Source organism: Actinomadura atramentaria DSM 43919, assembly GCF_000381885.1.
In the GTDB taxonomy this organism is placed as follows: Bacteria; Actinomycetota; Actinomycetes; order Streptosporangiales; family Streptosporangiaceae; genus Spirillospora; species Spirillospora atramentaria.
The window spans coordinates 376,500-401,373 of sequence record NZ_KB907211.1 but is presented as its reverse complement, the minus strand read 5'-3'; the positions used below and the strand labels follow the sequence as shown (position 1 = coordinate 401,373).

The following is a 24,874-nucleotide window of genomic DNA, read 5'->3' as shown; positions in this document are numbered from 1 at the left end:
CGTGGCCCTCAGTGTGACAAGCGGGTACAGGCCCATACCGGCGTTCCGGAGAACTCGCGGGGTCAGCGCAGGCGGTACCGCAGGAAGAGGACGCCGTCGTCTTCGAGAACGGCGGACGGCCGCAGCGGGATCTCCGCGGGCAGTTCCCCGACGAGCGGCGTGCGGTGGGCCGCGCCGAGGAGGGTCGGGGCGAGGCTGAGGCACAGTTCGTCGGCCAGGCCCAGCCGGATCAGGGACGTCGCGAGCGCCGGGCCGCCCTCGCACAGCAGCCGGTCCAGCCCGTGGTCGGCGCGCAGCGCGGCGAGCGCGGCGGGCAGGTCGATCCGGTCGCCGCCCGCGACGACGAGCGGGACGGGCGGCGGCGTCCGGCCGCGCAGCGCCGCCGCGCACGTCACGACGAGCGTCGGCGTCTCGGCGGCGGTGAACAGCGGCAGCGCGAAGTCCAGGTCGAGGGTGCCGCTGACGACGACGATCGGCGCGGGCGGCCCGCCCCGCGCGGCGCGCAGCGCGGGCGACAGTTTCGCCGGGCCGAGCCGCCCGGTGCGGACGGTGCCCGCGCCGACCAGAATCCCGTCGGCGAGCGCCCGCAGCGCCCGGAAGACGCGGAAGTCGGCGTCGCCGCCGAGCCCGTCCGTCCAGCCCTCGGCGTCGGTGACGGACCCGTCCACGCTGGCGACCATCCCGATCCGCAGCGGCGGCGCGTCCGCGTAGGCGTCGAGCGGGTCGGCGTCGGCGGCGGGTTCGGGGAGGAGACGGCGCATGACCTGCAAGGTTAGCCGAGCCCCGGTGGCCTGTTCTGTCGGTGGCGGGGCGCAGGATGGGGGCATGGACCTGCCGATCAGCCCACCGCTGGAACCGATGCTGGCCAAGGCGGTCGCCGCGATGCCGCGCGGCGACGTGCTGTACGAGCCCAAGTGGGACGGCTTCCGCTGCATCGTCTTCCGCGACGGCGACGACGTGGAGCTGGCGAGCCGGGGCCGCAAGCCGCTGACCCGCTACTTCCCCGAGGTGGTGGAGGCCGCGCGCCGCGAGTTGCCGGAGCGCTGCGCGGTGGACGGCGAGATCGTCCTGCGGCACGGCTCCCGGCTCGACTTCGACCGGCTCCAGCAGCGCATCCACCCGGCGGCGTCGCGGGTGAAGCTGCTGGCGGCCGAGACGCCCGCGTCGTTCGTCGCGTTCGACCTGCTCGCCCTGGGCAGCGAGTCGCTGCTGGACGTCCCGTTCGGGGAGCGCCGCGACCGGCTCGTCGCCGCGCTGGCGGACGCGCGCGCCCCCGTCCACGTGACGCCCGCGTCCGACTCGTACGCGCAGGCGCTCCAGTGGTTCGAGACGTTCGAGGGCGCGGGCCTCGACGGCGTGGTCGCCAAGCGCCGCGACGGCGTGTACCAGCCGGGCAAGCGCACGATGTTCAAGATCAAGCACGAGCGCACGGCCGACTGCGTCGTCGCCGGGTTCCGCTGGCACAAGTCCGGCCCGATCGTCGGATCGCTGCTGCTCGGCCTCTACGACGACGACGGCCGCCTCCAGCACGTCGGCGTCGCCGCGTCGTTCACGATGAAGCGCCGCGCCGAACTGGTGGACGAGCTGGCCCCGTACCGGATGGACGACCTCGACGGCCACCCGTGGGCGGAGTGGGCGCGGCAGTCCGAGAGCACCGCCGACCGGATGCCCGGCGCGGTGTCGCGCTGGTCCGGCGGCAAGAACCTGGAGTGGGTGGCGCTGCGGCCCGAGATCGTCGTCGAGGTCGCCTACGACGCGATGGAGGGCGACCGGTTCCGGCACACGGCCCGGTTCCGCCGCTGGCGGCCGGACCGCGCGCCGGAGTCCTGCACCTACGAGCAACTGGAGGTGCCGGTCGCCTACGACCTCGACGCGATCCTCGGCGACTGATGGCCGTCAGCCCCGCGTCAGGACGGCTCGGTCTCGTTGCGGACCGTCTCGTCGATGATCGACGCGTCCGACCGGCGCGCCGCCGCGAACGTCGTCGGCAGCGGGCGCAGGTACGTCTGCTGCACACCGGGCACGCGGTCCTGGATGACGAACGTCGCCTTGGTGGAGACGGGCGCGCCGGGCGTGCGGACGGTCGGGAGCGTGCGGAAGTCGGCGCGCATCTCGTCCTTGCCGATCTTGGTCAGGACGTAGCCGCGCTGGTTGTTGTAGAACTTCAGGTGCGGGTTGATCTTGAGGTACGGGTGCTTGGCGGGGTCGGAGTCCGCGCCGTCGCCCGTCGTGGAGATCGACGTGCAGACCAGCTCGGAGCCGACGGTCTTCCCCGTCGGGTCGTCGTAGTCGAGCTTGAGGTCGCTCGCCCAGTGCGCGTGGACGTCGCCGGTGAGCACGACGGCGTTGCGGACCTTCGCGTCCACCCAGCCCTTGGTGATGCGGGAGCGGGACGCGACGTAGCCGTCCCAGGCGTCCATGCTGGTGATCTTGGCGGGCCCGGCGTTGTTGTCGCGCTGCGCGAAGAACACCTGCTGGCCGAGGACGTCCCAGCGCGCGTGCGACCGGCGGAACCCGTCGATCAGCCACTTCTCCTGCCGGTCGCCGGTGATGCTGCGCGCGGTGTCGGACGCGGCCGCGCAGTCGCGGTAGCCGTCGCCGCACGCCTGGTCGTCGCGGAACTGGCGGGTGTCGAGCATGTGGAAGTTGGCGAGGCGGCCCCAGGCGACCCGGCGGAAGAGCTGCATGTCCGGCCCGCGCGGGATCGACGTGCGGCGCAGCGGCATGTTCTCGTAGTACGCCTGGAACGCGGCGGCCCGGCGGCGCGCGAAGTCGGCGCGGTCGGGGGTGTCGGAGCCGTCCTCGGGCACGTAGCCCGCCCAGTTGTTCTCGACCTCGTGGTCGTCGAACACCACGAGCCACGGCGCGGCGGCGTGCGCGGCCTGGAGGTCGGGGTCGGCCTTGTACTGGGCGTGGCGCTGCCGGTAGTTGGCGAGCGTGACGGTCTCGGGGCCCGCGTGGTCGCGGATGTTGCCGCCCGGGATCGTGTAGACGTCCTTCTTGTACTCGTACTGGTAGTCGCCGAGGTGGAGCACCAGGTCGGGGTGGTCCTCGGCGAGCCGCCGGTAGGACGAGAAGTAGCCGTGCTCGTACTGGGCGCACGACACGAACGCCATCGCCAGCTCGGGCCCGAACGTGTCGGCGCGCGGCGCGGTGCGGGTCAGGCCGACCGGCGACACGTACCGGTCGGTGCGGAACCGGTACCAGTACTCGCGGCCGGGGCGCAGGCCGCGGACCTCGACGTGGACGCTGTGCGCGGCCTTCGGCGACGCGGCGGCGACGCCGCGCCGGACGATCCGGCGGAACCGGGCGTCCTCCGCGATCTGCCATTCGACGGGCAGGGTCCGCGCCGGCATGCCGCCGAGGCCGTCGTCGGCGGCGGGATCGAGCGCGAGGCGCGTCCACAGGACGAAGCCGTCGGGCGCGGGGTCGCCGGACGCGACGCCGAGCGTGAACGGGTCGTGCTTCAGCGCGCGGCCGGGCGTGGCGGCGTGCGCGGCGGCGCCGGGCAGGACGGCCGCGCCGGCGGCCCCGGCGGCGAGACCCGTGGTGGCGAGACCGGTGGTGAGCAGGAAGGAGCGGCGGTGGAGCGCCGGAGTGGCGTCGGCCATGTGGGAGACCCTTCGGGACGTTTCCGGGGTTGATCACCCGAAAGCCTCACCGCGGCGGGTGGCCGGAACGTTCCCGCGAGGTGTCCGCCGTGCGGCGGACGATGATCGAAAGCGGGGCCCGCATGGTACGCTGGAAATTCGCGTCAGCAAGTTGGACAGAGAAAACCCATCTTGAGATGGAGTGTAGCTGAGACATGTCCACGGGTCAAGTCAAGCCCCCGTCCGAAATTTCTGCCGACCGCTCCCCCGGGGACGCGCGCGCCGCCGCGCTCGCGGCCGAGCAGCGGCGTGTCGCGCGCGTGTACGCCCGGCTGGACGCGGAACGGGCCGCGGCCGAGCGCGTCCTGTCGGCGGGTCCGGGCCGGGGCGGCGGCGCGGGCTTCCAGGCGCAGATCGAGCGGGAGGTGGGCGTGGCCGAGGCCGGGCGGCGGCTCGCCCGGCTGAACGGCGTCGAGCGCGCGCTGGTCTTCGGCCGGATCGACCACCGGGGCGACGGCGACGAGCCCGGCGACACGTTCTACGTCGGCCGCGTCGGACTCCGCGACGAGGACCGCGAACCCCTGCTCATCGACTGGCGCGCGGCGGCGGCCCGGCCGTTCTACACCGCCACCGCGAGCGACCCGGGCACCCTCGCCCGCCGCCGCCACCTGCACCTGCGCGGCCGGACGGTCCGCCGGGTCGACGACGAGGTCTTCGACCTGGCGGGGCTGCGGCCCGGCGACCGCGCGGAGATCGTCGGGGAGGCGGCGCTGCTCGCCGCGCTGCGGCGCGGGCGCACCGGGCGGATGGGCGACGTCGTCGCGACGATCCAGGAGGAGCAGGACCGGGTGATCCGGTCCGGGCTCCAGGGCGTCCTCGTCGTGCAGGGCGGGCCCGGCACCGGAAAGACCGTCGCGGCGCTGCACCGCGCCGCGTACCTGCTCTACACCTACCGGGACGTGCTGGAGCGGCGCGGCGTCCTCATCGTCGGGCCGAACGCGACGTTCCTGCGCTACATCGAGCAGGTGCTGCCCGGCCTCGGGGAGAGCGACGTCGCGCTCGCGACGGTCGGGGAGCTGTTCCCTGGCGTGCGCGCGACGGCCGAGGAACCGCCGGACGCCGCCGTGGTGAAGGGCGACGTCCGGATGGCGGGGCTGGTCGAGGCGGCCGTCCGCGACCTGCAGCGCGTCCCGCCGGGCGGCCTCGCGGTCGAGGCGGACGGGCTGACGCTGCGCGTTCCCGAGGACGCGTGCCGCCGCGCGCGGGACCGGGCGCGCGCGCTGCGGGCCGGGCACAACGTGGCGCGGCGGCTGTTCGTCCACGACCTGCTGGACGCCCTCGCCCGCGACCGGGCCGCGCAGTACGACGCGCTGGCGGACGAGCCGATCCAGGAGATGATCGACGCGGGGACCGTCCCGGCCTGGCTCCAGGAGCTGATGGACGAGGCCGAAGACGATCCGCTGCTCGACGAGGAGGACGTCCGCCTGTCCAAGGCGATGCTGTGGGAGCAGCCCGCCGTCCGCGCCGCGATCGACGCGCTGTGGCCGGAGCTGACGCCCGCGCGGCTGCTCGACGGCCTGTTCGCCGACGCCGACGCGCTGCGCCGCGCGGGCGGCGACGCGTTCACGGCGGACGAGCTGGCGCTGCTGGAGCGGCCGCCGGGCCTGCCGTGGACGGTCGCGGACGTCCCGCTGCTGGACGAGGCCGCCGAGTGGCTGGGCCGCGACGACTCCCGGGAGCGGGCGCGCGAGCGCGCCGCCGCGCAGGCCCGCGCCGTGGACGAGCGGTACGCCCGCGAGGTGCTGGAGTCGGCGGGCATCGAGGAGTCCGACGTGGTGGACGCCGCGTCGCTGGCCGACCGCAACGCCGACGACGGGCCGCGCCGCACGACCGCCGAGCGCGCCGCCGCCGACCGCGAGTGGGCGTACGGGCACGTCATCGTGGACGAGGCGCAGGAGCTGTCGGCGATGGCGTGGCGGTCGGTGATGCGGCGCGTCCCGACGCGGTCCCTGACGGTCGTGGGGGACGTCGCGCAGACGGGCAGCGCGGCGGGCGCGCGCTCGTGGGGCGAGATGCTGGACCCGTACGTGGCGGGGCGGTGGCGCGAGCAGCGGCTGATGGTCAACTACCGGACCCCGGCGGCGATCATGCGGGTGGCGGAGCGCGTCCTGGCGCGCGTCGCCCCGGACCAGGTCCCGCCCGAACCGGTCCGCGACGACGGCCCGCCCCCCTTCCGCGTCCGCGTCTCCCCGACCGACCTCCCCACCGCCCTCCCCGCGCTCATCACCACCGAACTGGCAGCGGTCACGACCAAAACCCCGACCGCCGAGCCGAACACGCCGCCCGCCGCCGACGCGGCGGCCGTCGCTGCGGCCGACGCGGCGTCGCCCGCTGCGCGGGACGCGGCACCCGCCGCACAGGACGCGGCCGATGAGGTGGATGCCGGGCGGCTGGCGGTGATCGTTTCGGGGCGGCGGCACGCGGCGGTGTGCGCGGCGCTGCCGGACGCGGGCGTCGGCGCGGCGCCGGAGGCGCTGGACGCCCCGGTGGTCGTGCTCACCGCGGGCGAGGCGAAGGGCCTGGAGTTCGACGCGGTGGTCGTCGTCGATCCGGCGGGGCTGCTCGCGGCGTCCCCGCGCGGCGGCCAGGACCTCTACGTCGCGATCACGCGGGCGACGCGCCGCCTGACGTTCGTCCACGACGGCGACCTGCCGCCCGACCTGGCGGACTGAGCGCCCGGCACCGAGCACCGCCCCGGCGCGCCGCGCGGCGGGAGGGGAGGTCCGCGCGGCGCCCACCGGCCCGGCCGCCGCGCGGACTTCCCCTCCCTTGATGAACAAGCGTACGCTTGGTTACTCGGTGACGGGAAGGGACGGCGATGACGGAGCCGCACGAGTACTCCAACCTGATCGGCGGCGAGCCGCGTCCGGCGGCGGACGGGCGCACGCTCGACTCGGTGAACCCCGCGACCGGCGAGGTCTGGGCGCGCGTCCCGCGCGGCGGCGCGGCCGACGCGGCGGCGGCCGTCGCGGCGGCCCGCGCCGCGTTCCCGGCCTGGTCGCGGCTGCCCGCCGCCGCCCGCGCGCACACGCTGCGCAAGGTCGCCGGGGTCATCGCCGCGAACGCGCGGGAGCTGGCCGAGCTGGAGACCCGCGACAACGGCCGGACGATCAACGAGACGGCCGGGCGGGACCTGCCGGGCATGGCGTACCTGTGGAACAACGCGGCGGCCGAGTGCGCGTCGGCCGCCGAGGGACGCAGCGTGGACTTCGGGCCGGGCAGCCTCGGCCTCACCCGGCGCGAGCCGTACGGCGTGACGCTCGGGATCATCCCGTGGAACTCCCCGATCTCGACGTTCTCCGCCAAGGCCGCGTTCGCGCTCGCCGCCGGGAACACCGTGATCATCAAGCCCGCCGAGCAGGCGGCGGTGTCCTCGCTGCGCCTCGGGGAGCTGCTGCGCGAGGTGCTGCCGCCGGGCGTCCTCAACGTCGTGTCGGGGCTCGGGGAGGAGGTCGGCGACCCGCTCGTCCGCAGCCGGGACGTCGACAAGATCAGCCTGACGGGCTCGGTCGGCACCGCGCGGGCCATCACGCGCGCGTCCGCCGACGCGCCCAAGCCGCTGGCGCTCGAACTCGGCGGCAAGTCCCCCAACATCGTCTTCGCCGACGCGGACCTGGACAAGGCCGCGCCCGGCGTCACCACGCAGGCGATCTTCACGGCCAACGCGGGGCAGATCTGCTACGGCGGTTCGCGCGTGCTGGTCCAGCGGCCCGTCTACGACGAGATGCTGCGCCGCATGACCGAGATCGCCGCCGGAATCCGGCTCGGCGACCCGTCCTCGCCCGGGACGGGCATGGGGCCGATCGTGTCCCGCGACCAGTTCGAGCACGTCACGTCCTATCTGGAGACGGGCGTGAAGGAGGGCGCGGAGCTGGTGTTCGGCGGCCGGTCCGGCGCCGCCGCGATCGACGATCCGGCGCTGGCGGGCGGCTACTGGGTCGAGCCGACGCTGTTCGCGACGGCCGACAACTCGCTGCGGATCTGCCAGGAGGAGATCTTCGGGCCGGTCGCGGTCGTGCTGCCCTTCGACACCGAGGAAGAGGCCGTGGCCCTCGCCAACGACTCCGTCTACGGCCTCGCGGCGGGCGTCTGGACGCGCGACCTCGGTACCGCGCAGCGCATGTTCCGCGAACTGGAGACCGGGACGGTCTGGGTCAACACGTTCCGCAAAGTGCTCTTCCCCTTGGAGGGCGTCAAGGACAGCGGCTACGGCCACGACTCCGTACTCGCGTACACCCGCGAAAAGGCGTGCGTCATCGAAATCTGACCCGCGCCGGGCGGGTCAGAGGCCCGGGGGGAACGGCAGGTCGGGGCGGTCGAGGCCGGTGTCGGCGTAGGACACCGGGTCCTCGATGGGTTCCAGGTGGGTGAACACGGTCGCGTGCGGGAGCGCGGCGCGCAGTGCCGCCTCGACGGCCTCGGCCTGATCGTGCCCGCGCTGGACCGTCCACGCGCCGGGGACGAGCAGGTGCAGCGACACGAACGCGCGGCGGCCCGACTGGCGCGTCCGGACGGCGTGGAACGCGACGCCGCGCTCCTCGAAGCCCGCGAGCACCGCGCGGATCGCGTCCTGCTCGGCGGGTTCCAGCGCGCGGTCCATCAGGCCCGCGCCCGAGCGGCGCAGCAGCCCGACGCCCGCGTACACGATGTTCGCGGCGACGGCGAGCGCGATGACCGGGTCCAGGACCGTCCAGCCGGTGACCGCGACGGCCCCGACCGCGACCAGCACGCCCGCCGACGTCCACACGTCCGTGAGCAGGTGCTTTCCGTCCGCCTCCAGGGTGATCGACCGGTGCCGCCGCCCGGACCGCAGCAGCGTCAGCCCGACCGCGAGGTTGATCGCGGACGCGACCGCCGACACCAGCAGGCCCGGCCCGACCTGCTCGATCCCGTGCGGGTGCAGCAGCCGGTCGATCGCGGCGACGGCGATGGCGAGCGCCGCCACGAAGATCATCATGCCTTCGGCGCCCGCCGAGAAGTACTCCGCCTTGGTGTGCCCGTAGGCGTGCTCGGCGTCGGCGGGCTTGCTGGCCCAGCGCAGCGCGCCGAGCGCGACGATCGCCGCGACGAGGTTGACCACCGACTCCAGCGCGTCCGACAGCAGCCCGACCGACCCGGTCACCGCGTACGCGGCGGTCTTCAACGCGATCGTCGCGACCGCCGCCGCCACCGACAGCCACAGCAGCCGATACAGCCGAGGCCCTCCCCCGGCGTCCCCGCCGCCCGCGCTGCCGCCGCCGTTCGAACCGTCGTCCGTGATCTCGTTCAATCCCGGCCCGCCACGGTGCTGCGCCGTTCCAGGTACACCACGTCGCGCCACACGGACCGGCCGCCGAAGTCGTGCCGGCCGATCCGCTCGCGGACGCCGACGAGCCGGAACCCCAGCGCCTCGTGCAGCCGCAGGCTCGCGGTGTTCTCCGGGAAGATCCCGGCGAGCAGCGACCAGATCCCCCCGCGCTCGCTGGAGTCGATGAGCGCGCCGAGCAGCGCGCGCCCCACGCCGCGCCCCTGCGCGTCGGGGTGGATGTAGATGGAGACCTCGGCGACGCCCTCGAACACCGGTCGCGCCGACGTCGGGGACAGCGCGGCCCAGCCGAGGATCTGCTCGGCGTCGCGCGCGACGAACCGGTGTTCGGCCAGTTTCCCGGCCGAGAACACCGCCCAGTCGGGCACGGCGGCCTCGAACGTGGCGTTGCCGCCGTCGATGCCGTGCTGGTAGATGGCGAGCACCTCGGGGGCGTGCTCGGGAAGCATGGGTACGATCTCCACGACCCCAACTTTACGGACGCGAACCCGTCTCGCGAACCGCCGTCCACACTGTGGATAACTCGGGTCAGGCGCCGAGTGCGGCCAGCGTGCGGGCCAGTTCGTCGGCGACGGCGGTGCGCGCGGCGGCCGGGTCTCCGGCGCGGATCGCGGCGACGAGCGCGGCGTGCGCGGCGGCCCCGTGCGCGGCGTCGTGGGCGCGGGCGTCGATCATCCGGACGAGGTCGAGCAGCCCCTCCCGCAGCACCGGCGTGAACCCGGTGAACAGGTCCGCCAGCAGCGCGTTGCCCGCCGCCGCGACGGCCGTCGCGTGCAGGGCGATGTCGGCGTCGACGTACTCCTCGTCCGTCCCGTCCGCGACGGCCCGGTCGCGGGCGGCGAGGGCGCGGTCGAGCGCGGCGAGGTCGGCGTCGGTGCGGCGCTCCGCCGCCAGCTCGGCCGCCCGCACCTCGACCATCAGCCGGATCTCGTACAGCTCCGCGACGGACGCGCGCCGCACCCGCTCCGGCCAGCCCTCCGCCGCCTCGGCCGCGAGCACGAACACGCCCGCGCCCTGCCGCGCCCGCACGAGCCCGGCCCCGGCCAGCACGCGGATCGCCTCGCGGACGGTCGAGCGCCCGACGCCGAGGTCGCGCGCGAGCGTGGTCTCCCCGGGCAGCTTCGCGCCGACGGGCCAGACCCCGGCGGCGATCTGGTCGCGCAGCCGGTGAGCGGCCTGTTCGACCAGCGGGCTCGGGCGGAGGGGGCCGAGGGACACGAAGACCTCTCAGGTTGTCTGAGGAGCTGATGTGTGCTTATGCTACCGGCCATGTCGCAGCGCGTCCTCCTTCTCGGCCGCCGCGGCGGGGCCTGATCCGGACCGGCACCCCGCCGCGGGGTCCGGTGCTGCCGGTCGACCGAACCGGCCCCGAACCAGGAAGACCCCGACATGTTCCCCACGCTCCGCACCCCGTCCGGCCCCGTCGCGGACGACGCCCCGTTCTGGAATCCGCAGCGCGCCAGTTCCATGCCGTCCCACCGGTACCGGTCGGTGTACGACCGCGTCGAAGTTCCCGAGTTCACGCGGATCTGGCCGACGCGGCGGCTGGAGGCCCCGCCGCTGTGGGTTCCCGTCGACCTGCGCGACGGCAACCAGGCGCTCGCCGAACCGATGGACCCCGCCCGCAAGCGCCGCTTCTTCGACCTGCTCGTCGCGATGGGCTTCAAGGAGATCGAGGTCGGCTACCCGTCCGCGAGCCGCGCCGACTTCGACTTCGTCCGGCACCTGGTCCGCGATGATCTGGTCCCGGACGACGTGACGGTCGTCGTGTTCACCCCGGCCCGCGCCGACCTCATCGAGCGGACGTTCGCGTCGATCGAGGGCCTGCCGCGCGCCGTCGTCCACCTCTACACCGCGACCGCCCCGACCTGGCGCGACGTCGTCCTCGGCCGGGACCGCGACGAGCTGCACCGCCTGGTCCTGGACGCGGCCGGGCTGGTCGCGCGGCTCGCCGGGGACCGGCCCGGCGTCCGCTTCGAGTTCTCCCCCGAGGTGTTCAACCAGACCGAGCCCGACTACGTCCTGCGGGTCTGCGACAGCCTGACCGAGCTGTGGGACGCGTCCCCCGACCGACCGGTTATCCACAACCTGCCCGCGACGGTTGAGATCGCGTCCCCGAACGTGTACGCCGACCAGATCGAGTTCATGCACCGCAACCTGGCCCGCCGCGATTCGGTGATCCTGTCCGTCCACCCGCACAACGACCGGGGCACCGGCGTGGCCTGCGCGGAACTGGCCGTCCTCGCGGGGGCGCAGCGCGTCGAGGGCTGCCTGTTCGGCAACGGCGAGCGCACCGGCAACGTGGACCTGGTCGCGCTCGCGCTGAACCTGCACGCGCAGGGCGTCGACCCGCGGGTGGACTTCTCCGACATCGACGAGATCCGGCGCACCGTCGAGCACTGCAACCGCATCGCCGTCCACGAGCGCCACCCGTACGGCGGCGACCTGGTTTACACCGCGTTCTCCGGCACGCACCAGGACGCGATCGGCAAGGGCATGGCGCACCACGCCGAGCGGGCCGCCGCGCTCGGCGTCGCGCCCGGCGAGGCGCCGTGGAACGTGCCGTACCTGCCGATCGACCCGCGCGACGTGGGCCGCGACTACGAGGCGGTCATCCGCGTCAACAGCCAGTCCGGCAAGGGCGGCGTCGCGTACCTGCTGCGGACGGGGCACGGCTTCGACCTGCCGCGCGGGCTGCGCGTCGAGTTCTCGCGCCGCGTCCAGGCCGCGACGGACGCCAGCGGCGCGGAGATGACGGCGAAGGAGATCGGGGAGCTGTTCCGCGCCGAGTACCTGGACGCGACCGGCCCGGTCTGCGCCGTGGACTGGCGGACGGCGTCCACCGGCCCCGGCCGCCGCGACTTCACGGTGACCCTGCGCGTGGCCGGAACCGACCGCACCGCCATCGGCGAGGACCCCGCCGCCGCGCTGACGAACGCCCTCCGCGCGGCGGGAACCCCCGTCGAGATCACCGACCTGATCCCGCAGCCCGACGACCCGACCACCGTCTACGCCGCCGTCCGCGTCAGCGGCCGTCCCGCCTGGGGCGCCGCGACCGACCCCTCCCCCGCGACCGCCACGATCAACGCCGTCCTCAGCGCCGTGAACCGAGCCCTGACGACCTGACCGCCCCGCGTCAGTGCCGGTCGTCGGGTGGTGTCGCGAGTTGGGTGAGTGCTTCGGCGGCGGCGTCGGTGCTGCCGCCGAAGTACGTCCGGACGACGGCCGCGAGCGCGCCCAGCGCCCGGGGCGGAAGGTCGCGTCGCGCGCCGGGTGGTCGCAGCATGGGGTCGATGTCGCGGACGCGGTATCGGCGTTGGCCGCCGGGCAGCAGGATCGAGGGGATCTGCCCGTCCACGGCCCAGCGCAGCACCGTGTTGGGTCCGACGCGGAACAGTCCCGCGACCTCTTGCGTGGTGTAGAGCGGTTCGACCGGTGGCTTCGTCATTGGTCTTTCCTGGGGGTTGGTGGGGCGGCCTCCGGGCCGTGCTGCGGGGTCGCGCCGATAGGGGGCACGGCCCGGAGGGGTTCGGGTCGGACGTCCGTGGGCGCCCTGCGGACAGGTGCGCCGGACGCCCGTGGGGGTCCGGCGGACGGGTGCGCGGGACGCCCGTGGGCGTCCGGCGGACGGGCGCGCGGGACGCCCGTGGGCGTCCGGCGGACGGGCGCGCGGGACGCCCGTGGGCGTCCGGCGGACGGGTGCGCGGGCCGCGCCGGGGGGCGTCCCCGGTGCGGCCCGCGCGGGGACGTCACGGGGCGGGTGCCTCCGGGTGGAGTCCCCTCCTGGGGGACGGGTCGTCGGGCGGCGGGACCGGTCCCCGCTCCACCCGGAGGAGTTCGGCGTCCCGCGCGGCCGCCGCCAGCGTCGGGAAGAGAAGACGTGCCCGCTCCCGCACCGCGTCCACGGTCAAAGGCGCGAGGCCGTGCCGCAACATCGCCGCACGGAACACGGCCTCGGCCAACGCCCAGGCATCGCCCTCGGGAACCCAGCAGGCGACGGGCGGTTCATGCATGACGCTCCTTCGACGGACGATCCCGGCCGCGCACCACGGACGCCCCGGCACTGATCCGGGCCGAGGGACGCCCTAGCCTGTCTCTACCTGTCCTGATGGGCGATGGGAACGACCCGAATGAAAGACGAGACCAGACCCGGACGGACGACCCCGGCGCGGCGAAGCTTGCGATCCCGATGGGCGACATGGCTGGCCGCGAACTCGCTGAGGGAGCCGTCAGGGACAGGCGGACGGACGACGGACAGGCGGACGGACGGACGGGCGGCGGGCGGCGGGCGGGCGGACGGACGGGCGGCGGGCGGGCGGGCGGGCGGGCGGGGTCAGCGTCCGGGACGTTCGGGAATCCCGAGGACGGCCGCGATGACCTGGGCGGCCCGCACCGGGTCTCCGGCCGGCCCGATGACGCGACGCGGGTCGAACCCCCAGACGAACGTCCAGCCGTCGTGCGTGAGGTCGGCCCCGACGTCCTTGCCGATGTTGCGCCAGCGGATGCGCAGGATCGGCGGCAGCCCGGCGGTGAAACGGGCGACCTCGGTCGACACGCCGGAGTACCGCTCCCCCAGCGTCATGCCCAGCGCCTCCAGGAAGACGACCCGCTGGTTGACCGGCCGGGGCGGCTCGGGCGGTTCGGGCGGCTCGTGATTGGGATTCTCACCGAACTGGGAATTCCAGTCAGCGTCATCGATCCTCTCCGCTCTTTCCATAACGGGCGGCGGGACGATGTTCGGGGCGTTCCCATAAGGGAACCGCCGATGCGTCGGCATCGCGCTCCTTCCTTCCGGGGCCGTTTTGAGCATGATCGAACCCCGGCCTAAAAAATCTTGACCGAGTTTTCCCTGCGCTCTACCGATCGTCCTCCGTCCCCGTTACTCTCGCCACGAAGCGTCAACAACTGCTTACGTTAGGGGGCTGCCATGACGCTCGCCGACGAGATCGATCCGGACAATTCGCTCTGGGACTGGCTCGCCTTCGAGGTGCGTCGATGGCGGACCGTCCACGGCATCTCGCAGTCGCTGCTGGCCAGGAGGGCGAAAACGCATCGGCAGACTGTAAACAACGTGGAGTCGGGCCAGCGCCCACCCACCGAAGAGCTGTGCGACGCGATGGACGAGCTGTACGGCTCGCAAGGGTTCTTCCGCCGCCTGCTGATGTTCGCCCGACTTGCCCACAATCGTGACTGGTTCCGCCAGTTCGTGGACTACGAGAAGCGGGCCTACCTCATCAAAATTTACGAGCACTCGCTGATCCCCGGCCTGCTCCAGACCGAGGACTACGCCCGCGCGTGTTTGCGTGCCGGGCGTTTCAAGGATCTGGAGGCCGAAGTCATCAAGCGCATGAAGCGGCAGTCGATCCTGTCCCGCCCCGACGCGCCCCGGCTCCAGGTCCTGCTCAGCCAGTCGGTCCTCTACCACTGGGTCGGCGGCCCGGAGGTCATGAAGGCCCAGCTCGCGCGGCTGCTGGAGTTGTCGAAGCATCCCGACTACATCATCCGCATCGCGCCTTGGCGTGCCGGAGCCCATCCCGGCATGGATGGCGCATTCCGGCTGGCCCGCGTTGCGGAAGGGGAAATCGCGTTCACCGAGGCTCCGGGTGGTGGAAGACTGGTCGAAGAGCCCGCCGAAGTCCTCGACTTCTCCGTGTGGTACGACTGCATCGGCGCCGTGGCTCTGTCCGAGGACGCCTCCCGGCGTCTGATCGAGCGAGTGATGGAGAGTTTTGATGACCCGTCCGACCTGGCGTAAGGCAACCCGCTCCACCGTCACCAAGGGTGGCGACTGCGTGGAGCTGGCGGCCCTACCGAGCGCGCTGGGCGTCCGCGACTCCAAGCACCCCGAGGCCGGTCACCTGACCCTCCCCACCGAGGCCGCCACCGCATTCCTCACCGACGCGAAGTCCGGCGTCCTCGACCCGCGCTGGTAACCGCGCCGCCCCGCTCCCGAGGCCCGTCCCCCTGACCGGGATGGGCCTCGCCGCATTGTCGGGACCTCGTCGGGGGTAGACCTCCACGCACCGACCCCCGACCAAGGGAGATCCCCCATGCCCCGTCCCACCTGGCGCAAGGCAACCCGCTCCACCGCCCAAGGCGGCAACTGCGTGGAACTGGCCGCCCTACCGAGCGCCCTCGGCGTCCGCGACTCCAAACACCCGGACGCGGGCCACCTGACCCTCCCCGCCAAGGCCGCCACCGCATTCCTCACCCAAGCGAAGTCCGGCACCCTCGACCCGCACTGGTAACCCCGCCGCCCCACTCCCGAGGCCCGTCCCCTGACCGGGATGGGCCTCGCCGCATTGCGGGCTCGTGGTGGCGGGTACAGATGCGTCGTCGGTGCCCGCCCAAGCAAAGGAGACCCCATGACCCGTCCGACCTGGCGCAAGGCAACCCGCTCCACCGCCACCAAGGGTGGCGACTGCGTGGAACTGGCCGCCCTACCGAGCGCCCTCGGCGTCCGCGACTCCAAGCACCCCGAAGCCGGTCACCTGGCCCTCCCCGCCGAGGCCGCCACCGCATTCCTCACCCACGCGAAGTCCGGCGTCCTCGACCCGGGCTGGTAACCCCGCCGCCCCCACCTTCGACGCCACCCCGACCAGCGTGACCATCGGGATCTACGGCTCGGATGCCGCCGCCCGGATCACCGTGCTGCGCGTGATGCTGGCCGCGCTCGTCACCGAACACGGGCCGACCCCCCGCGACGGCCCCTGGTGAACATCACCCGTTTCCCGCGTCCCGGCTCTTACCGCGCGAGGAACTCGTGTGCGCCGCGCAGGCGGGTCGTGAGTTGTTTCTGGGTGCGGGTTCCGTCGAGGCGGATATCCAGTGCTCCCGGCCTCGCGGAGTCGGCGCGGCGGCCGGGTCGCAGCAGGGCGGGGTCGAGTCCGTCGCGGCGGGCGAGGAGGACGCCGAGTTCGTGGCGGCTGACCGCGTCCGTCCCGGCGAGGTGGACGGTCCCGGTTCCGTCTCCGGCGGCGATCTCCAGGAGGGCGGCGGCGAGGTCGTCGGCGTGGACCGGGCAGCGGATGTCGTCGACGAACAGTTCACCGTCGCGTCGCCCGGTGGCGAGGTCGCGGACGAGCGTCTCGTGTTTGGAGTCGCCGTCTCCGATGATCAGGGAGGTGCGGGCGATGACGGCCGAGGGAGTCAGCGCGCGGATCGCCGATTCGGCGGCGGCCTTCGCCGCACCGTAGGGCGTGACGGGATCGGGGAGGGCGTTCTCGTCGTAGTGGACGTCCCTGCCGGAGAAGACGGCGTCGCTGGAGACGTGGACCAGACGGCACCCGTGCCCACCGACCGCGGCGGCCAGGCGTGCGGCTCCGTCAGCGGTGGTGGCCCAGTCCGCCGACCGGACCGCGACGTTGATCACGACGGACGGGCGGACGGCGGTGAAGGCGGCGGCGATCTGCTCGGGAACGCGCAGGTCGACGGACAGCCACCGCACGTCGGCGTCACCGGGACGGCGGGTGTAGGTGGCTGCCACGGCGTGCCCGGCAGCGACGGCTTGCCGGACGACACAGCGGCCCAGGTAACCGCTTCCGCCCACGATCAGAATGCTCACGGGCGGAAACGATAGGACCCTCACGCCGGGTGGGCCGAGGAACCGTCCCGGCTCGCCGGGTTCGCGGCCTTCGACACCGGCCGCCACCAGGCCGCGTCGAAGTCCGCCCGTCGTACGGGGACGGAACGGGCGGGCGTCTCCAACTCCGTCCCGCCGACCGCGCCGACGCGGTCCAACAGGGCGGTCGCCAGGTCTTCGGCGTCCTCGGGTTCCTGGACGGCCTCGGTGAGGACGGCCCGGACATCGGCTTCCACGGGAACCACCTCCTAGGACATCAGCGCCCGCAGTGCCGTCATTCGGTGGGGCGGGCCTTGCTGGGTTGGACCCGTTTGGGCTCGCCCGCCATCTTCGGGTAGTTGGGCGGGTACGGCATGTCGCCGAGGCCGTGGTCGCGTTCGTCGCGGTCGGCCAGGTCGAGCAGGGGCTCCAGGGAAAACCGGCGGTCGTCGATGGCGGCGTGGACGTCGCCCAGCTCGGCGAAGCGCGCGGGCATCGTCGCGATCGTGAAGTCCTCGGTGGCGACGTCCGGCAGCTCGTCCCACGTCACCGGGGCCGACACGGTCGCGGCCGGGACCGGGCGGACGCTGTACGCCGACGCGATCGTCCGGTCCCGCGCGTTCTGGTTGAAGTCCACGAAGACCTGCTCGCCGCGCTCCTCCTTCCACCACTTCGTGGTGATCTCGCGGGGGGCGCGGCGCTCGATCTCCCGGCCGAACGCGAGCGCGGCCCGGCGGACCTCGGTGAACGTCCAGCGCGGCTCGATCCGCACGTAGATGTGGACGCCGTGCTTGCCGGACGTCTTGACGAAACCCGTGTAACCCAGCTCGTCCAGCAGGTCGCGGGCGGGGCCGAGCGCGACGCGGACCGCGTCGGCGAAACCGGTGCCGGGCTGCGGGTCCAGGTCGATGCGCAGCTCGTCGGGGTGGTCGACGTCGGCCGCGCGGACCGGCCACGGATGGAACGTCAGCGTGCCGAGGTTCGCCGCCCACGCGATCACCGCCCGCTCCGTGGGGCACACCTCGTCCGCCGAGCGGCCGGACGGGAAGTCGATGCGGGCCGTGCCGACCCAGTCGGGCGCGCCCTTCGGAACGCGCTTCTGGTAGAACGCGTCGGCGTTGCGGCCGTCCGCGCGCGTCGCCAGCTTCGCGCCGGGGAACACCCCGGACGGCCAGCGCTCCAGCGTCGTCGGCCGGTCCCGCGTGGCGCGCAGGATGCCGTCGCCGACCGCCAGGTAGTACTCCACGAGACGCCGCTTGGTGTAGCCGTGCTCCGGAAAGTAGACGCGGTCGGGATTGCTCACCTTGACGAGCCGATCCCCGACCGGGATCTCGATGAAGGGCGAGGCCATATCCGCACGGTAACCCAGGGGTCCGACAGCTCCCGGGGCCGCCCTCGGCGCGGCGCGCCGCACGCGCCGAGGTACCGTCAGGGGCATGGAGAAGATCCGCAAGAGCGACGCGGAGTGGCGGGCGCAGCTCAGCCCGGAGGAGTTCCACGTCCTGCGCGAGGCCGGCACCGAACGGCCGTTCACCGGCGAGTACACCGACACCAAGACCGTCGGCGTGTACCGGTGCCGCGCCTGCGGCACCGAGCTGTTCCGCTCGGAGGCGAAGTTCGAGTCCCACTGCGGGTGGCCGTCGTTCTTCGAGCCGTCCAAGTCGGAGGCGGTCGTCCTCAAGCAGGACGACTCGCTCGGGATGACCCGCGTCGAGGTGCGGTGCGCCACGTGCGACTCGCACCTCGGGCACGTCTTCCACGGCGAGGGGTACGACACCCCCACCGACGACCGGTACTGCATCAACTCGGTCTCGCTGACGCTGGAACCGGCCGAGTGACGCCGGAGCCCTGACACGGGGCCGGGACGGGCGTCCGCCCGTCCCGGCTCCCAGCGTTACGGCAGGGACGCGATCAGCTCGCCGATGTCGCGGCGGCGGCCGGTGTAGAACGGCACCTCCTCGCGGACGTGCAGCCGCGCCCGCGACCCGCGCAGATGGCGCATCAGGTCCACGATGCGGTGCAGCTCGTCGGCCTCGAACGCCAGCATCCACTCGTAGTCGCCCAGCGCGAACGACGACACCGTGTTCGCCCGCACGTCGGGGTAGCCGCGCGCCATCTGCCCGTGCTCGGCGAGCATCGCGCGGCGCTCCTCGTCCGGCAGCAGGTACCAGTCGTAGGACCGGACGAACGGGTACACGCACACGTAGTCGCGGGCCTGCTCCTCGGCCAGGAACGCCGGGACGTGGCTCTTGTTGAACTCGGCGGGCCGGTGCAGCGCCATCTGCGACCACACCGGGTCGCTCGCGCGGCCCACCGCCGTGCGGCGGAACCGCGTGTAGACCTCCTGGAGGTCCTCGGCGGTCGGCGCGTGCCACCAGAACAGGTAGTCGGCGTCGGCGCGCAGGCCCGCGACGTCGTAGGCGCCGCGCGTCACCACGTCCTTCTCGGCGGCCTGGTCGAGCACGGCCGCGACCTCGGCGGCGTCGCGCTCGCCGAACTCACCGGGGGTCCTCACCCGGAAGACCGACCACATCGTGTAGCGGATCACCTGGTTCAGGTCCCGCGCCTTCGGCCGGCCCTCCCTCTCCGTCGCTGCCATGCTCCGCTCCTCCCCGACGCTCCAGATGTTCCAGTATCCGCCCGGCCGCCGCGTCGGCCGACGCGAGGCAGGCGGGGATGCCGACGCCGTCGTAGGCGGCGCCCGCGACGGCCAGTCCGGGGACGGCGGCCACGGCGGCGCGGACGCGCCCCACGCGGTCGGCGTGCCCCACGTTGTACTGCGGGAGCCCGCCGCCCCACCGGGTCACGCGGGCGTCGATCGGCAGCTCCGTCACCCGGGACGTCGCCGCCAGCTCCGCGAGGGCGGCGGCCTTCAGCTCGTCGTCGCTGCGCTGCAACGCCGCCTCGTCGCCGAACCGGCCGATCGAGCAGCGCACCGCGATCACGTCGGGATCGCGGTCCCGCAGGTGCGGCCACTTCACCGAACTGTAGGTGACGGCCTTGACGGCGCGGCCCTCGACGGCGGGCACCAGGTACCCGGTGCCGGTCGGCAGCTCCGGGAACGCGCTCGGCCGGTACGCCAGCGTCACGATCGCCATGCTCGCGTACTCGATCGCCGCCAGCTCGCGTGCGGCGGCGGGCACGTCCTCGGCCAGCAGCCGCGCGGCGGGCGCGGCGGGGACGGCCAGCACGACCGCGTCGGCCGTCAGGACCTCCGGGTCGCGGGCGGAGCCGACGACCAGCCGCCAGACGTCGCGGCCGTCCTCGGTGCGGCGGCGCAGCTCCCGCACCGTCGCGCCGGTCCTGATCTCGCCACCGGCGCGTTCCACGTCGGCGGCGACGAGTCCCGGGAGCGTCCCGATCCCGCCCGGCAGCGTCGCGAACACCGGCCCGGGCGACGCGGGCGACGCCGCCCGCAGGCCGCGCGCCGCCTGGATCAGCGACCGGTGCGCCCGCGCGGCCGACGCCAGCGCGGGCATCGTCGCCTCGAACGACAGCAGCTCGACGCGGCCCGCGTAGACGCCGCCGAGCAGCGGCTCCACCAGCCGGTCCACGGCCTCGCGGCCCAGCCGCGCCCCGACGTACGCCGCGACGGACACGTCCCCGCCGCGCCGCGTCGCGGGCAGCGCCAGGTCGAGCGGGACGCGCGCCAGGCCGCCCGTGGACAGCACCCCCGACGACGCCAGCGCGCCGAGGTCCGCCGGGACGCCCATCATCTGGCCCGCGGGCAGCGCCCGCAGCTCGCCGCGGCTCAGGATCGCCGACCCCGACCCGCCCGGATGCACCAGCTCGTCGCCGCGCCCCAGCGCCCGGACCAGGCCGACGCCCTCCGGCCGCCGCGCCAGCATCGACTCCGCGCCCTCGTCCACCGGAACCCCGGCGACCTCGCTGACGTGCAGCTTCCCGCCGATCCGCGGCGAGCCCTCCAGCACCGTCACCCGGACGCCGCGCAGCGCCAGCGAGCGCGCGGCGGCGAGCCCGGCGATGCCCGCGCCGATGACGATGGTTCGCACGTTCCTACTTCGCAGTCTGCTCGTGGACGAATTCCGTGAGGCGGGTGAGGACGTCCGGGTCCGTGCGCGGCTGGACGCCGTGGCCCAGGTTGAAGATGTGCCCCTCGGCCGCCTTCGCGTTGTCGAGGACGAGACGGGTCCGGCTCTCGATGACGCTCCACGGCGTGAACAGCGTCGCCGGGTCCAGATTGCCTTGGAGCGCCTTGCCCGGCCCGACCCGCTTGGCCGCGACGTCCAGCGGGACGCGCCAGTCGACGCCCACGACGTCCGCGCCCGCCTCGGACATCTGCCCGAGCAGCTCGCCCGCGCCCACCCCGAAGTGGATGCGCGGGACGCCCAGCTCGCCGATCTCGTCGAGGATGCGGCGCGAGTACGGCAGGACCGACGTGCGGTAGTCGATCGGCGACACCGCGCCCACCCACGAGTCGAAGAGCTGGATCGCGCTCGCGCCCGCCTCGACCTGCACGCGCAGGAACGCCAGCGTCAGGTCGGTCAGCGTCTCCATCAGCGCGGCCCACAGGTCCGGCCGCCCGTACATCATGGCCTTGGTGCGGTCGTGGCCCTTGGACGGGCCGCCCTCGATCAGGTACGACGCCAGCGTGAACGGCGCGCCCGCGAACCCGATGAGCGGCGTCGCGCCCAGCTCCCCGGCCAGGTTCCGGACGGCCTCGGCCACGTACGGCACGTCGTCGGGCGTCAGCGCGCGGATCGCCCGGACGGCCGCCTCGTCGCGCACCGGCTCCGCGATGACCGGCCCCACGCCCGGCTTGATGTCCAGGTCCACGCCGACGGCCTTGAGCGGCACCACGATGTCGCTGAAGAAGATCGCCGCGTCCACGCCGTAGCGCCGCACCGGCTGGAGCGTGATCTCGGTGATCAGGTCCGGTCTGCGGCACGCCTCCAGCATCGGGACGCCCTCGCGGACGCGCAGGTACTCCGGCAGCGCGCGCCCGGCCTGGCGCATGTACCAGACGGGGGTGCGGTCGACGGGCTCGCGGCGGCAGGCGCGCAGGAACGGGCTGTCGCGCAGCGCGGCTGCGCGCTGATCGGTCGGGTGCTCGGCTTGGTGTACGGCCACCCCCCGATCGTCCCACGGCCCCGCGGGCGGCCCGATCCGGCCCCGGCCGCCGGGCGCGGCGGACGAAGTTCCGGACACGCCGAGCGAAGTCCCGCATTCTGTCGGCGGAGCGTGCGAACGTGATCCGTGTCATAGCCGAGGGAGGTCCCCCGTGTTCCGCTTCACCTGCGGCGACGGACGAGCCGCGCCGCGCACCGCCGCCCGCGACGGCCGCGTCCGCCCGGGTCCGGTCCCAGCACCGGGCCTCCCGTCCCGCCCCGCGCGGGCCGCGGCCTGACGGCCCGGCCCTGGAAACGAAACCCCGTGTCGTGCCTGCATCCCCGCTCTGCCCCCCGCTGGCCCCGGCGGCCCGGCCCGCGCCGCCGCCCGGTGCGCCCATGACCCCCCCGACCCCGCCCGCGCCCGAACCCCCCGCGTTCCGCCGCGCCGCCGACGCGCTGCGCGCCGTCCTGTCCGGCCCGCCGCTGCGGCCCGAACTGGACCTGGAGGAGATGCCCGCCCCGCAGCGCCTCGCCCCGTACGCGGCGGCGCTGTCGGGCGGCGTGTGGCGCGACGACGACACCGAGGCCGCCACCGGGCGGCTGATCCTGCTGTACGACCCCGCCGGCCGCGACGGCTGGACGAACGGGTTCCGCATCGTCGCCTACATCCAGGCCGACCTGGAGCCGGAGATCGCCGCCGACGAGCTGATCGGCCCGGTGGCGTGGAGCTGGCTGCTGGAGGCGCTGGAGCCCGCGGGCTACGCGGGCGAGTCCGGGACGATCACCCGCGCCGTGTCGGAGAGCTTCGGCGACAAGGCCGGGGAGCCGTCCACGACGGAGCTGGAGCTGCGGGCGTCCTGGTCCCCGACCGGCGACGACCTCACCGGCCACGTCGCGGCGTGGTGCGAGGTCATGTGCGTCACGGCGGGGCTGCCGCCGGCGGGCGTGACCGCGCTGCCCCCGCGCGAGGGCGGTTTCGGGCGTTGAGCGACGTACGGTAGGAGTCGTGGGTAGCACAGCGTCCGAGACCGATGCGGCAGGCGAGAACACCGAGACCGCGGGAGCGCCTGAATCACCGCCCCCGACCGTCGAGCCGGCGGCGGTGCCGCTGCTGGAGCCGCGCGAGGGCGTCCCGCCGGTCCTGACCACGGCGGCCGAGCTGGACCGCGCCATCGCGGCGTTCGCCGCCGGGACGGGACCGGTCGCGGTCGACGCCGAGCGCGCGTCCGGCTACCGGTACGGGCAGCGCGCCTACCTGATCCAGCTCCGGCGGCGGGGCGCGGGCTCCGCGCTCATCGACCCGATCGCGCTGCCCGACCTGTCCGGGCTGGACGCGGCGCTCGCCGACGCCGAACTGGTGCTGCACGCCGCGAACCAGGACCTGCCGTGCCTGGCCGAGGTGGGGCTCGTCCCGCGCCGCCTGTTCGACACCGAGCTGGCGGGGCGGCTGCTGGGCTACCCGCGCGTCGGGCTCGGGTCGATGGTGGAGAACGTCCTGGGATTCCTGCTCGAGAAGGGGCACTCGGCGGCCGACTGGTCGACGCGGCCGCTCCCGGAGGACTGGCTGAAGTACGCCGCGCTGGACGTCGAACTGCTGGTCGAGCTGCGCGACGCCCTCGCCGAACGCCTCGCCGAGACCGGCAAGCTGGCGTGGGCGCTGGAGGAGTTCGCCGCGATCCTCGACGCGCCGCCCAAGCCGCCGCGCGCCGACCCGTGGCGGCGGACGTCCGGCATCCACAAGGTCCGCAACCGGCGGGCGCTCGGCATCGTCCGGGAGCTGTGGGAGACGCGGGACCGGATCGCCCGCGAGCGCGACCTGTCGCCCGGCCGGGTGCTGCAGGACGCGGCGATCGTCGAGCTGGCGACCAAGCCGCCGCGCACCGCCGCCGACCTGACGGCGCTGCCGTCGATGCGGAACCGGGGCGCGCGGCGGCACCAGGCGCAGTGGCTGCGGGCCGTCCACCGGGCGCGGGCCATGCCCGACCGGGAACTGCCCGAGCCGAGCGTGCCCGGCGACGGGCCGCCGCCCGCGCACCGGTGGGCCGAGCGCGACCCGGTCGCGGCGGCGCGGCTGGCGGCGGCGCGCGCGGCGGTGACGGCGCTGGCCGACAAGCACGAGATGCCCGCCGAGAACCTCGTCCAGCCGGACGCGGTGCGGCGGCTCGCCTGGACGCCGCCCGGCGACGCCTCGGCCGAGGCGGTCGGGGACGCGCTGCGCGCGCTCGGCGTGCGGGAGTGGCAGATCGGGCTCGTCGCGGAACCGGTCGCGGCGGCGCTGCGGCACCCCTAGGGCCTCCGCGCGGGCTCCGGCGGGCGGATGTGAGCAGCGTCCCACCGCCGGGGCTTGCCATCGCCGCACGTCGGGCGCACAGTATTAAGGTTTGCTTTACCTAAGTGCTGTCCCGGAGGAGCGCGACGATGCTGGGCAACTATCTCATCGGGCTGCGCGAGGGGCTTGAGGCCGCCCTCGTCGTGACGATCCTCATCGCCTACCTCGTGCGGTCCGGGAACCGCGCCGCGCTGCGGCCCGTGTGGGCGGGCGTCGCGCTCGCCGTGCTGTGCGCCGTCGGGTTCGGGATCGCGCTCACCGCCGCGTCCGCCGAGATGCAGTTCAAGACCCAGGAGTTCTTCGGCGGCAGCCTGTCCATCATCGCGGTCGGGCTCGTCACCTGGATGGTCTTCTGGATGCGGCGCACCGCCCGGTTCATGAAGGCCGAACTGGAGGGCAAGCTGTCGGACGCCCTCAACGTCGGGCCGGCCGCGCTCGCCGCCGTCGCGTTCCTCGCGGTCGGCCGCGAAGGGCTGGAGACCGCCCTGTTCCTGTGGACCAACATCAACAGCTCCACCGACGGGTCCGCCGTCCCCATCGTCGGGGCGCTCCTCGGCCTCGCCACCGCCGTCGTCATCGGCTACCTGCTGTACCGGGGCGGGCTCAAGCTCAACCTCACCCGGTTCTTCACCTGGACGGGCGCGGCGCTCATCGTCGTCGCCGCGGGCGTCTTCGGGTACGGGTTCCACGACCTCCAGGAAGCCGACGTCCTGCCCGGCCTCAACTCCGTCGCCCTCGAACCCGGCGTGTTCTTCGCCGAGTACGGCAGCTTCGGGGACTGGGTGCAGCACCTGCTCCAGGGCGTCCTCAACGTCACGCCGCAGATCACCTGGCTGCAGCTCGTCATGTGGGCGCTGTACCTCGTGCCCGTCATGACGGTGTTCCTCTGGCGGTCCGGCGGCGCGCCCAAGCCGCGCAGCGCCGCGCCCGCCGCGCAGCACACCGCGTCCTAGCCGC

General features: G+C 74.1%; 26 protein-coding genes. 12 read left to right on the top strand and 14 right to left on the bottom strand.

Going from position 1 to position 24,874, the window contains the following annotated elements:
* Nucleotides 1–62 precede the first annotated feature (62 nt).
* A complete protein-coding gene (locus G339_RS0112350) occupies nt 63–761 on the bottom strand; it encodes a dihydrofolate reductase family protein (protein ID WP_019631393.1) in 699 nt (232 codons plus the stop codon).
* Nucleotides 762–825: 64 nt separating this feature from the next.
* On the opposite strand from G339_RS0112350, the gene G339_RS0112345 reads away from it, so the two are divergent.
* Nucleotides 826–1,890, top strand: a complete 1,065-nt coding sequence (locus tag G339_RS0112345; protein ID WP_019631392.1) for an ATP-dependent DNA ligase — start codon at nt 826–828, stop codon at nt 1,888–1,890.
* A 17-nt stretch (nt 1,891–1,907) separates the two neighbouring features.
* On the opposite strand, the gene G339_RS0112340 is transcribed toward G339_RS0112345, so the two are convergent.
* A complete protein-coding gene (locus G339_RS0112340; protein WP_019631391.1) occupies nt 1,908–3,611 on the bottom strand; it encodes an alkaline phosphatase D family protein in 1,704 nt (567 codons plus the stop codon).
* A 194-nt stretch (nt 3,612–3,805) separates the two neighbouring features.
* Here G339_RS0112340 and G339_RS0112335 point away from each other — a divergent pair, with 194 nt between their 5' ends.
* Nucleotides 3,806–6,322 (top strand): HelD family protein, encoded by a 2,517-nt coding sequence (locus G339_RS0112335; protein WP_019631390.1) that lies wholly within the window; start codon nt 3,806–3,808, stop codon nt 6,320–6,322.
* Nucleotides 6,323–6,468: 146 nt separating this feature from the next.
* Nucleotides 6,469–7,917 (top strand): aldehyde dehydrogenase family protein, encoded by a 1,449-nt coding sequence (locus tag G339_RS0112330; RefSeq protein ID WP_019631389.1) that lies wholly within the window; start codon nt 6,469–6,471, stop codon nt 7,915–7,917.
* Nucleotides 7,918–7,932: 15 nt separating this feature from the next.
* Here G339_RS0112330 and G339_RS0112325 read toward each other — a convergent pair whose 3' ends face one another.
* From G339_RS0112325 to G339_RS0112315, 3 genes are all read right to left on the bottom strand, one after another.
* Complete coding sequence (locus G339_RS0112325) at nt 7,933–8,919, bottom strand: cation diffusion facilitator family transporter (RefSeq protein ID WP_019631388.1); 987 nt, start codon at nt 8,917–8,919, stop codon at nt 7,933–7,935.
* Entirely contained in the window at nt 8,916–9,419 is a 504-nt protein-coding gene (locus G339_RS0112320; protein WP_026341382.1) for a GNAT family N-acetyltransferase, read from the bottom strand. Before G339_RS0112320 ends, G339_RS0112325 begins: the two co-directional genes overlap by 4 nt.
* A gap of 64 nt (nt 9,420–9,483) precedes the next feature.
* On the bottom strand, nt 9,484–10,173 hold the full coding sequence (locus G339_RS0112315) for a FadR/GntR family transcriptional regulator (protein WP_019631386.1): 690 nt from the start codon (nt 10,171–10,173) through the stop codon (nt 9,484–9,486).
* Nucleotides 10,174–10,344: 171 nt separating this feature from the next.
* Between G339_RS0112315 and G339_RS0112310 the strand changes: the two genes are divergently transcribed.
* A complete protein-coding gene (locus G339_RS0112310) occupies nt 10,345–12,081 on the top strand; it encodes a 2-isopropylmalate synthase (protein WP_019631385.1) in 1,737 nt (578 codons plus the stop codon).
* A gap of 10 nt (nt 12,082–12,091) precedes the next feature.
* Here the strand turns inward: G339_RS0112310 and G339_RS41070 are convergent, their stop codons facing one another.
* The 3 genes from G339_RS41070 to G339_RS40380 form a co-directional block, all read right to left on the bottom strand.
* Nucleotides 12,092–12,403: a helix-turn-helix domain-containing protein gene (locus G339_RS41070; protein ID WP_019631384.1), complete on the bottom strand. Its 312-nt coding sequence runs from the start codon at nt 12,401–12,403 to the stop codon at nt 12,092–12,094.
* Nucleotides 12,404–12,704: 301 nt separating this feature from the next.
* Entirely contained in the window at nt 12,705–12,968 is a 264-nt protein-coding gene (locus G339_RS0112300; protein ID WP_019631383.1) for a hypothetical protein, read from the bottom strand.
* A gap of 320 nt (nt 12,969–13,288) precedes the next feature.
* Entirely contained in the window at nt 13,289–13,732 is a 444-nt protein-coding gene (locus tag G339_RS40380; RefSeq protein ID WP_240489793.1) for a hypothetical protein, read from the bottom strand.
* Nucleotides 13,733–13,882: 150 nt separating this feature from the next.
* Between G339_RS40380 and G339_RS33420 the strand changes: the two genes are divergently transcribed.
* The 4 genes from G339_RS33420 (at nt 13,883) to G339_RS0112275 (ending at nt 15,521) form a co-directional block, all read left to right on the top strand.
* The gene (locus G339_RS33420) at nt 13,883–14,710 is read left to right on the top strand and encodes a helix-turn-helix domain-containing protein (RefSeq protein WP_019631381.1); all 828 of its coding nucleotides are present in this window, start codon (nt 13,883–13,885) and stop codon (nt 14,708–14,710) included.
* On the top strand, nt 14,688–14,888 hold the full coding sequence (locus G339_RS33415) for a DUF397 domain-containing protein (RefSeq protein ID WP_033322857.1): 201 nt from the start codon (nt 14,688–14,690) through the stop codon (nt 14,886–14,888). The genes G339_RS33420 and G339_RS33415 overlap by 23 nt, the downstream gene beginning before the upstream one ends.
* 117 nt (nt 14,889–15,005) lie before the next feature.
* Nucleotides 15,006–15,203 carry a DUF397 domain-containing protein gene (locus tag G339_RS0112280; RefSeq protein ID WP_026341381.1) on the top strand — a complete coding sequence of 66 codons (198 nt, stop codon included), beginning with the start codon at nt 15,006–15,008 and terminating at the stop codon, nt 15,201–15,203.
* Between the two features lie 117 nt (nt 15,204–15,320).
* Nucleotides 15,321–15,521, top strand: coding sequence for a DUF397 domain-containing protein (locus tag G339_RS0112275; protein WP_026341380.1), 201 nt, complete (start codon nt 15,321–15,323; stop codon nt 15,519–15,521).
* Between the two features lie 179 nt (nt 15,522–15,700).
* On the opposite strand, the gene G339_RS0112265 is transcribed toward G339_RS0112275, so the two are convergent.
* Genes G339_RS0112265 through G339_RS0112255 form a run of 3 tightly spaced genes read right to left on the bottom strand, consistent with a single transcriptional unit; the run spans nt 15,701 to nt 17,867 of the window.
* Nucleotides 15,701–16,519 (bottom strand): sugar nucleotide-binding protein, encoded by an 819-nt coding sequence (locus G339_RS0112265; protein WP_026341379.1) that lies wholly within the window; start codon nt 16,517–16,519, stop codon nt 15,701–15,703.
* A 20-nt stretch (nt 16,520–16,539) separates the two neighbouring features.
* Nucleotides 16,540–16,773 carry a hypothetical protein gene (locus G339_RS33410; protein WP_019631375.1) on the bottom strand — a complete coding sequence of 78 codons (234 nt, stop codon included), beginning with the start codon at nt 16,771–16,773 and terminating at the stop codon, nt 16,540–16,542.
* A gap of 38 nt (nt 16,774–16,811) precedes the next feature.
* On the bottom strand, nt 16,812–17,867 hold the full coding sequence (locus G339_RS0112255; RefSeq protein WP_019631374.1) for a DNA polymerase domain-containing protein: 1,056 nt from the start codon (nt 17,865–17,867) through the stop codon (nt 16,812–16,814).
* A gap of 85 nt (nt 17,868–17,952) precedes the next feature.
* Between G339_RS0112255 and msrB the strand changes: the two genes are divergently transcribed.
* Nucleotides 17,953–18,354: a peptide-methionine (R)-S-oxide reductase MsrB gene (msrB, locus tag G339_RS0112250; protein ID WP_019631373.1), complete on the top strand. Its 402-nt coding sequence runs from the start codon at nt 17,953–17,955 to the stop codon at nt 18,352–18,354.
* A gap of 56 nt (nt 18,355–18,410) precedes the next feature.
* Here msrB and hemQ read toward each other — a convergent pair whose 3' ends face one another.
* From hemQ to hemE, 3 genes are read right to left on the bottom strand one after another with little or no spacing between them, the layout of a single operon-like run.
* Nucleotides 18,411–19,115, bottom strand: coding sequence for a hydrogen peroxide-dependent heme synthase (hemQ, locus tag G339_RS0112245; protein WP_051107833.1), 705 nt, complete (start codon nt 19,113–19,115; stop codon nt 18,411–18,413).
* A complete protein-coding gene (gene hemG / locus G339_RS33405; protein WP_019631371.1) occupies nt 19,015–20,529 on the bottom strand; it encodes a protoporphyrinogen oxidase in 1,515 nt (504 codons plus the stop codon). The genes hemQ and hemG overlap by 101 nt, the downstream gene beginning before the upstream one ends.
* 4 nt (nt 20,530–20,533) lie before the next feature.
* A complete protein-coding gene (hemE, locus tag G339_RS0112235; RefSeq protein WP_019631370.1) occupies nt 20,534–21,607 on the bottom strand; it encodes a uroporphyrinogen decarboxylase in 1,074 nt (357 codons plus the stop codon).
* Nucleotides 21,608–21,984: 377 nt separating this feature from the next.
* Between hemE and G339_RS0112225 the strand changes: the two genes are divergently transcribed.
* The 3 genes from G339_RS0112225 (at nt 21,985) to efeU (ending at nt 24,870) form a co-directional block, all read left to right on the top strand.
* Nucleotides 21,985–22,575 carry a DUF3000 domain-containing protein gene (locus G339_RS0112225; protein WP_019631369.1) on the top strand — a complete coding sequence of 197 codons (591 nt, stop codon included), beginning with the start codon at nt 21,985–21,987 and terminating at the stop codon, nt 22,573–22,575.
* 115 nt (nt 22,576–22,690) lie between these two features.
* Entirely contained in the window at nt 22,691–23,878 is a 1,188-nt protein-coding gene (locus G339_RS0112220) for a ribonuclease D (RefSeq protein ID WP_019631368.1), read from the top strand.
* Between the two features lie 128 nt (nt 23,879–24,006).
* Nucleotides 24,007–24,870, top strand: a complete 864-nt coding sequence (gene efeU, locus G339_RS0112215) for an iron uptake transporter permease EfeU (RefSeq protein WP_019631367.1) — start codon at nt 24,007–24,009, stop codon at nt 24,868–24,870.
* Nucleotides 24,871–24,874 lie beyond the last annotated feature (4 nt).

What these genes read in the sequence shown, in the direction of transcription:
- G339_RS0112350 (WP_019631393.1), bottom strand. Translation starts at nt 761, where the DNA reads ATGCGCCGTCTCCTCCCCGAACCCGCCGCCGACGCCGACCCGCTCGAC.
- G339_RS0112345 (WP_019631392.1), top strand. Translation starts at nt 826, where the DNA reads ATGGACCTGCCGATCAGCCCACCGCTGGAACCGATGCTGGCCAAGGCG.
- G339_RS0112340 (WP_019631391.1), bottom strand. Translation starts at nt 3,611, where the DNA reads ATGGCCGACGCCACTCCGGCGCTCCACCGCCGCTCCTTCCTGCTCACC.
- G339_RS0112335 (WP_019631390.1), top strand. Translation starts at nt 3,806, where the DNA reads ATGTCCACGGGTCAAGTCAAGCCCCCGTCCGAAATTTCTGCCGACCGC.
- G339_RS0112330 (WP_019631389.1), top strand. Translation starts at nt 6,469, where the DNA reads ATGACGGAGCCGCACGAGTACTCCAACCTGATCGGCGGCGAGCCGCGT.
- G339_RS0112310 (WP_019631385.1), top strand. Translation starts at nt 10,345, where the DNA reads ATGTTCCCCACGCTCCGCACCCCGTCCGGCCCCGTCGCGGACGACGCC.
- G339_RS41070 (WP_019631384.1), bottom strand. Translation starts at nt 12,403, where the DNA reads ATGACGAAGCCACCGGTCGAACCGCTCTACACCACGCAAGAGGTCGCG.
- G339_RS0112300 (WP_019631383.1), bottom strand. Translation starts at nt 12,968, where the DNA reads ATGCATGAACCGCCCGTCGCCTGCTGGGTTCCCGAGGGCGATGCCTGG.
- G339_RS40380 (WP_240489793.1), bottom strand. Translation starts at nt 13,732, where the DNA reads ATGCCGACGCATCGGCGGTTCCCTTATGGGAACGCCCCGAACATCGTC.
- G339_RS33420 (WP_019631381.1), top strand. Translation starts at nt 13,883, where the DNA reads ATGACGCTCGCCGACGAGATCGATCCGGACAATTCGCTCTGGGACTGG.
- G339_RS33415 (WP_033322857.1), top strand. Translation starts at nt 14,688, where the DNA reads ATGACCCGTCCGACCTGGCGTAAGGCAACCCGCTCCACCGTCACCAAG.
- G339_RS0112280 (WP_026341381.1), top strand. Translation starts at nt 15,006, where the DNA reads ATGCCCCGTCCCACCTGGCGCAAGGCAACCCGCTCCACCGCCCAAGGC.
- G339_RS0112275 (WP_026341380.1), top strand. Translation starts at nt 15,321, where the DNA reads ATGACCCGTCCGACCTGGCGCAAGGCAACCCGCTCCACCGCCACCAAG.
- G339_RS0112255 (WP_019631374.1), bottom strand. Translation starts at nt 17,867, where the DNA reads ATGGCCTCGCCCTTCATCGAGATCCCGGTCGGGGATCGGCTCGTCAAG.
- msrB (WP_019631373.1), top strand. Translation starts at nt 17,953, where the DNA reads ATGGAGAAGATCCGCAAGAGCGACGCGGAGTGGCGGGCGCAGCTCAGC.
- hemQ (WP_051107833.1), bottom strand. Translation starts at nt 19,115, where the DNA reads ATGGCAGCGACGGAGAGGGAGGGCCGGCCGAAGGCGCGGGACCTGAAC.
- G339_RS0112225 (WP_019631369.1), top strand. Translation starts at nt 21,985, where the DNA reads ATGACCCCCCCGACCCCGCCCGCGCCCGAACCCCCCGCGTTCCGCCGC.
- efeU (WP_019631367.1), top strand. Translation starts at nt 24,007, where the DNA reads ATGCTGGGCAACTATCTCATCGGGCTGCGCGAGGGGCTTGAGGCCGCC.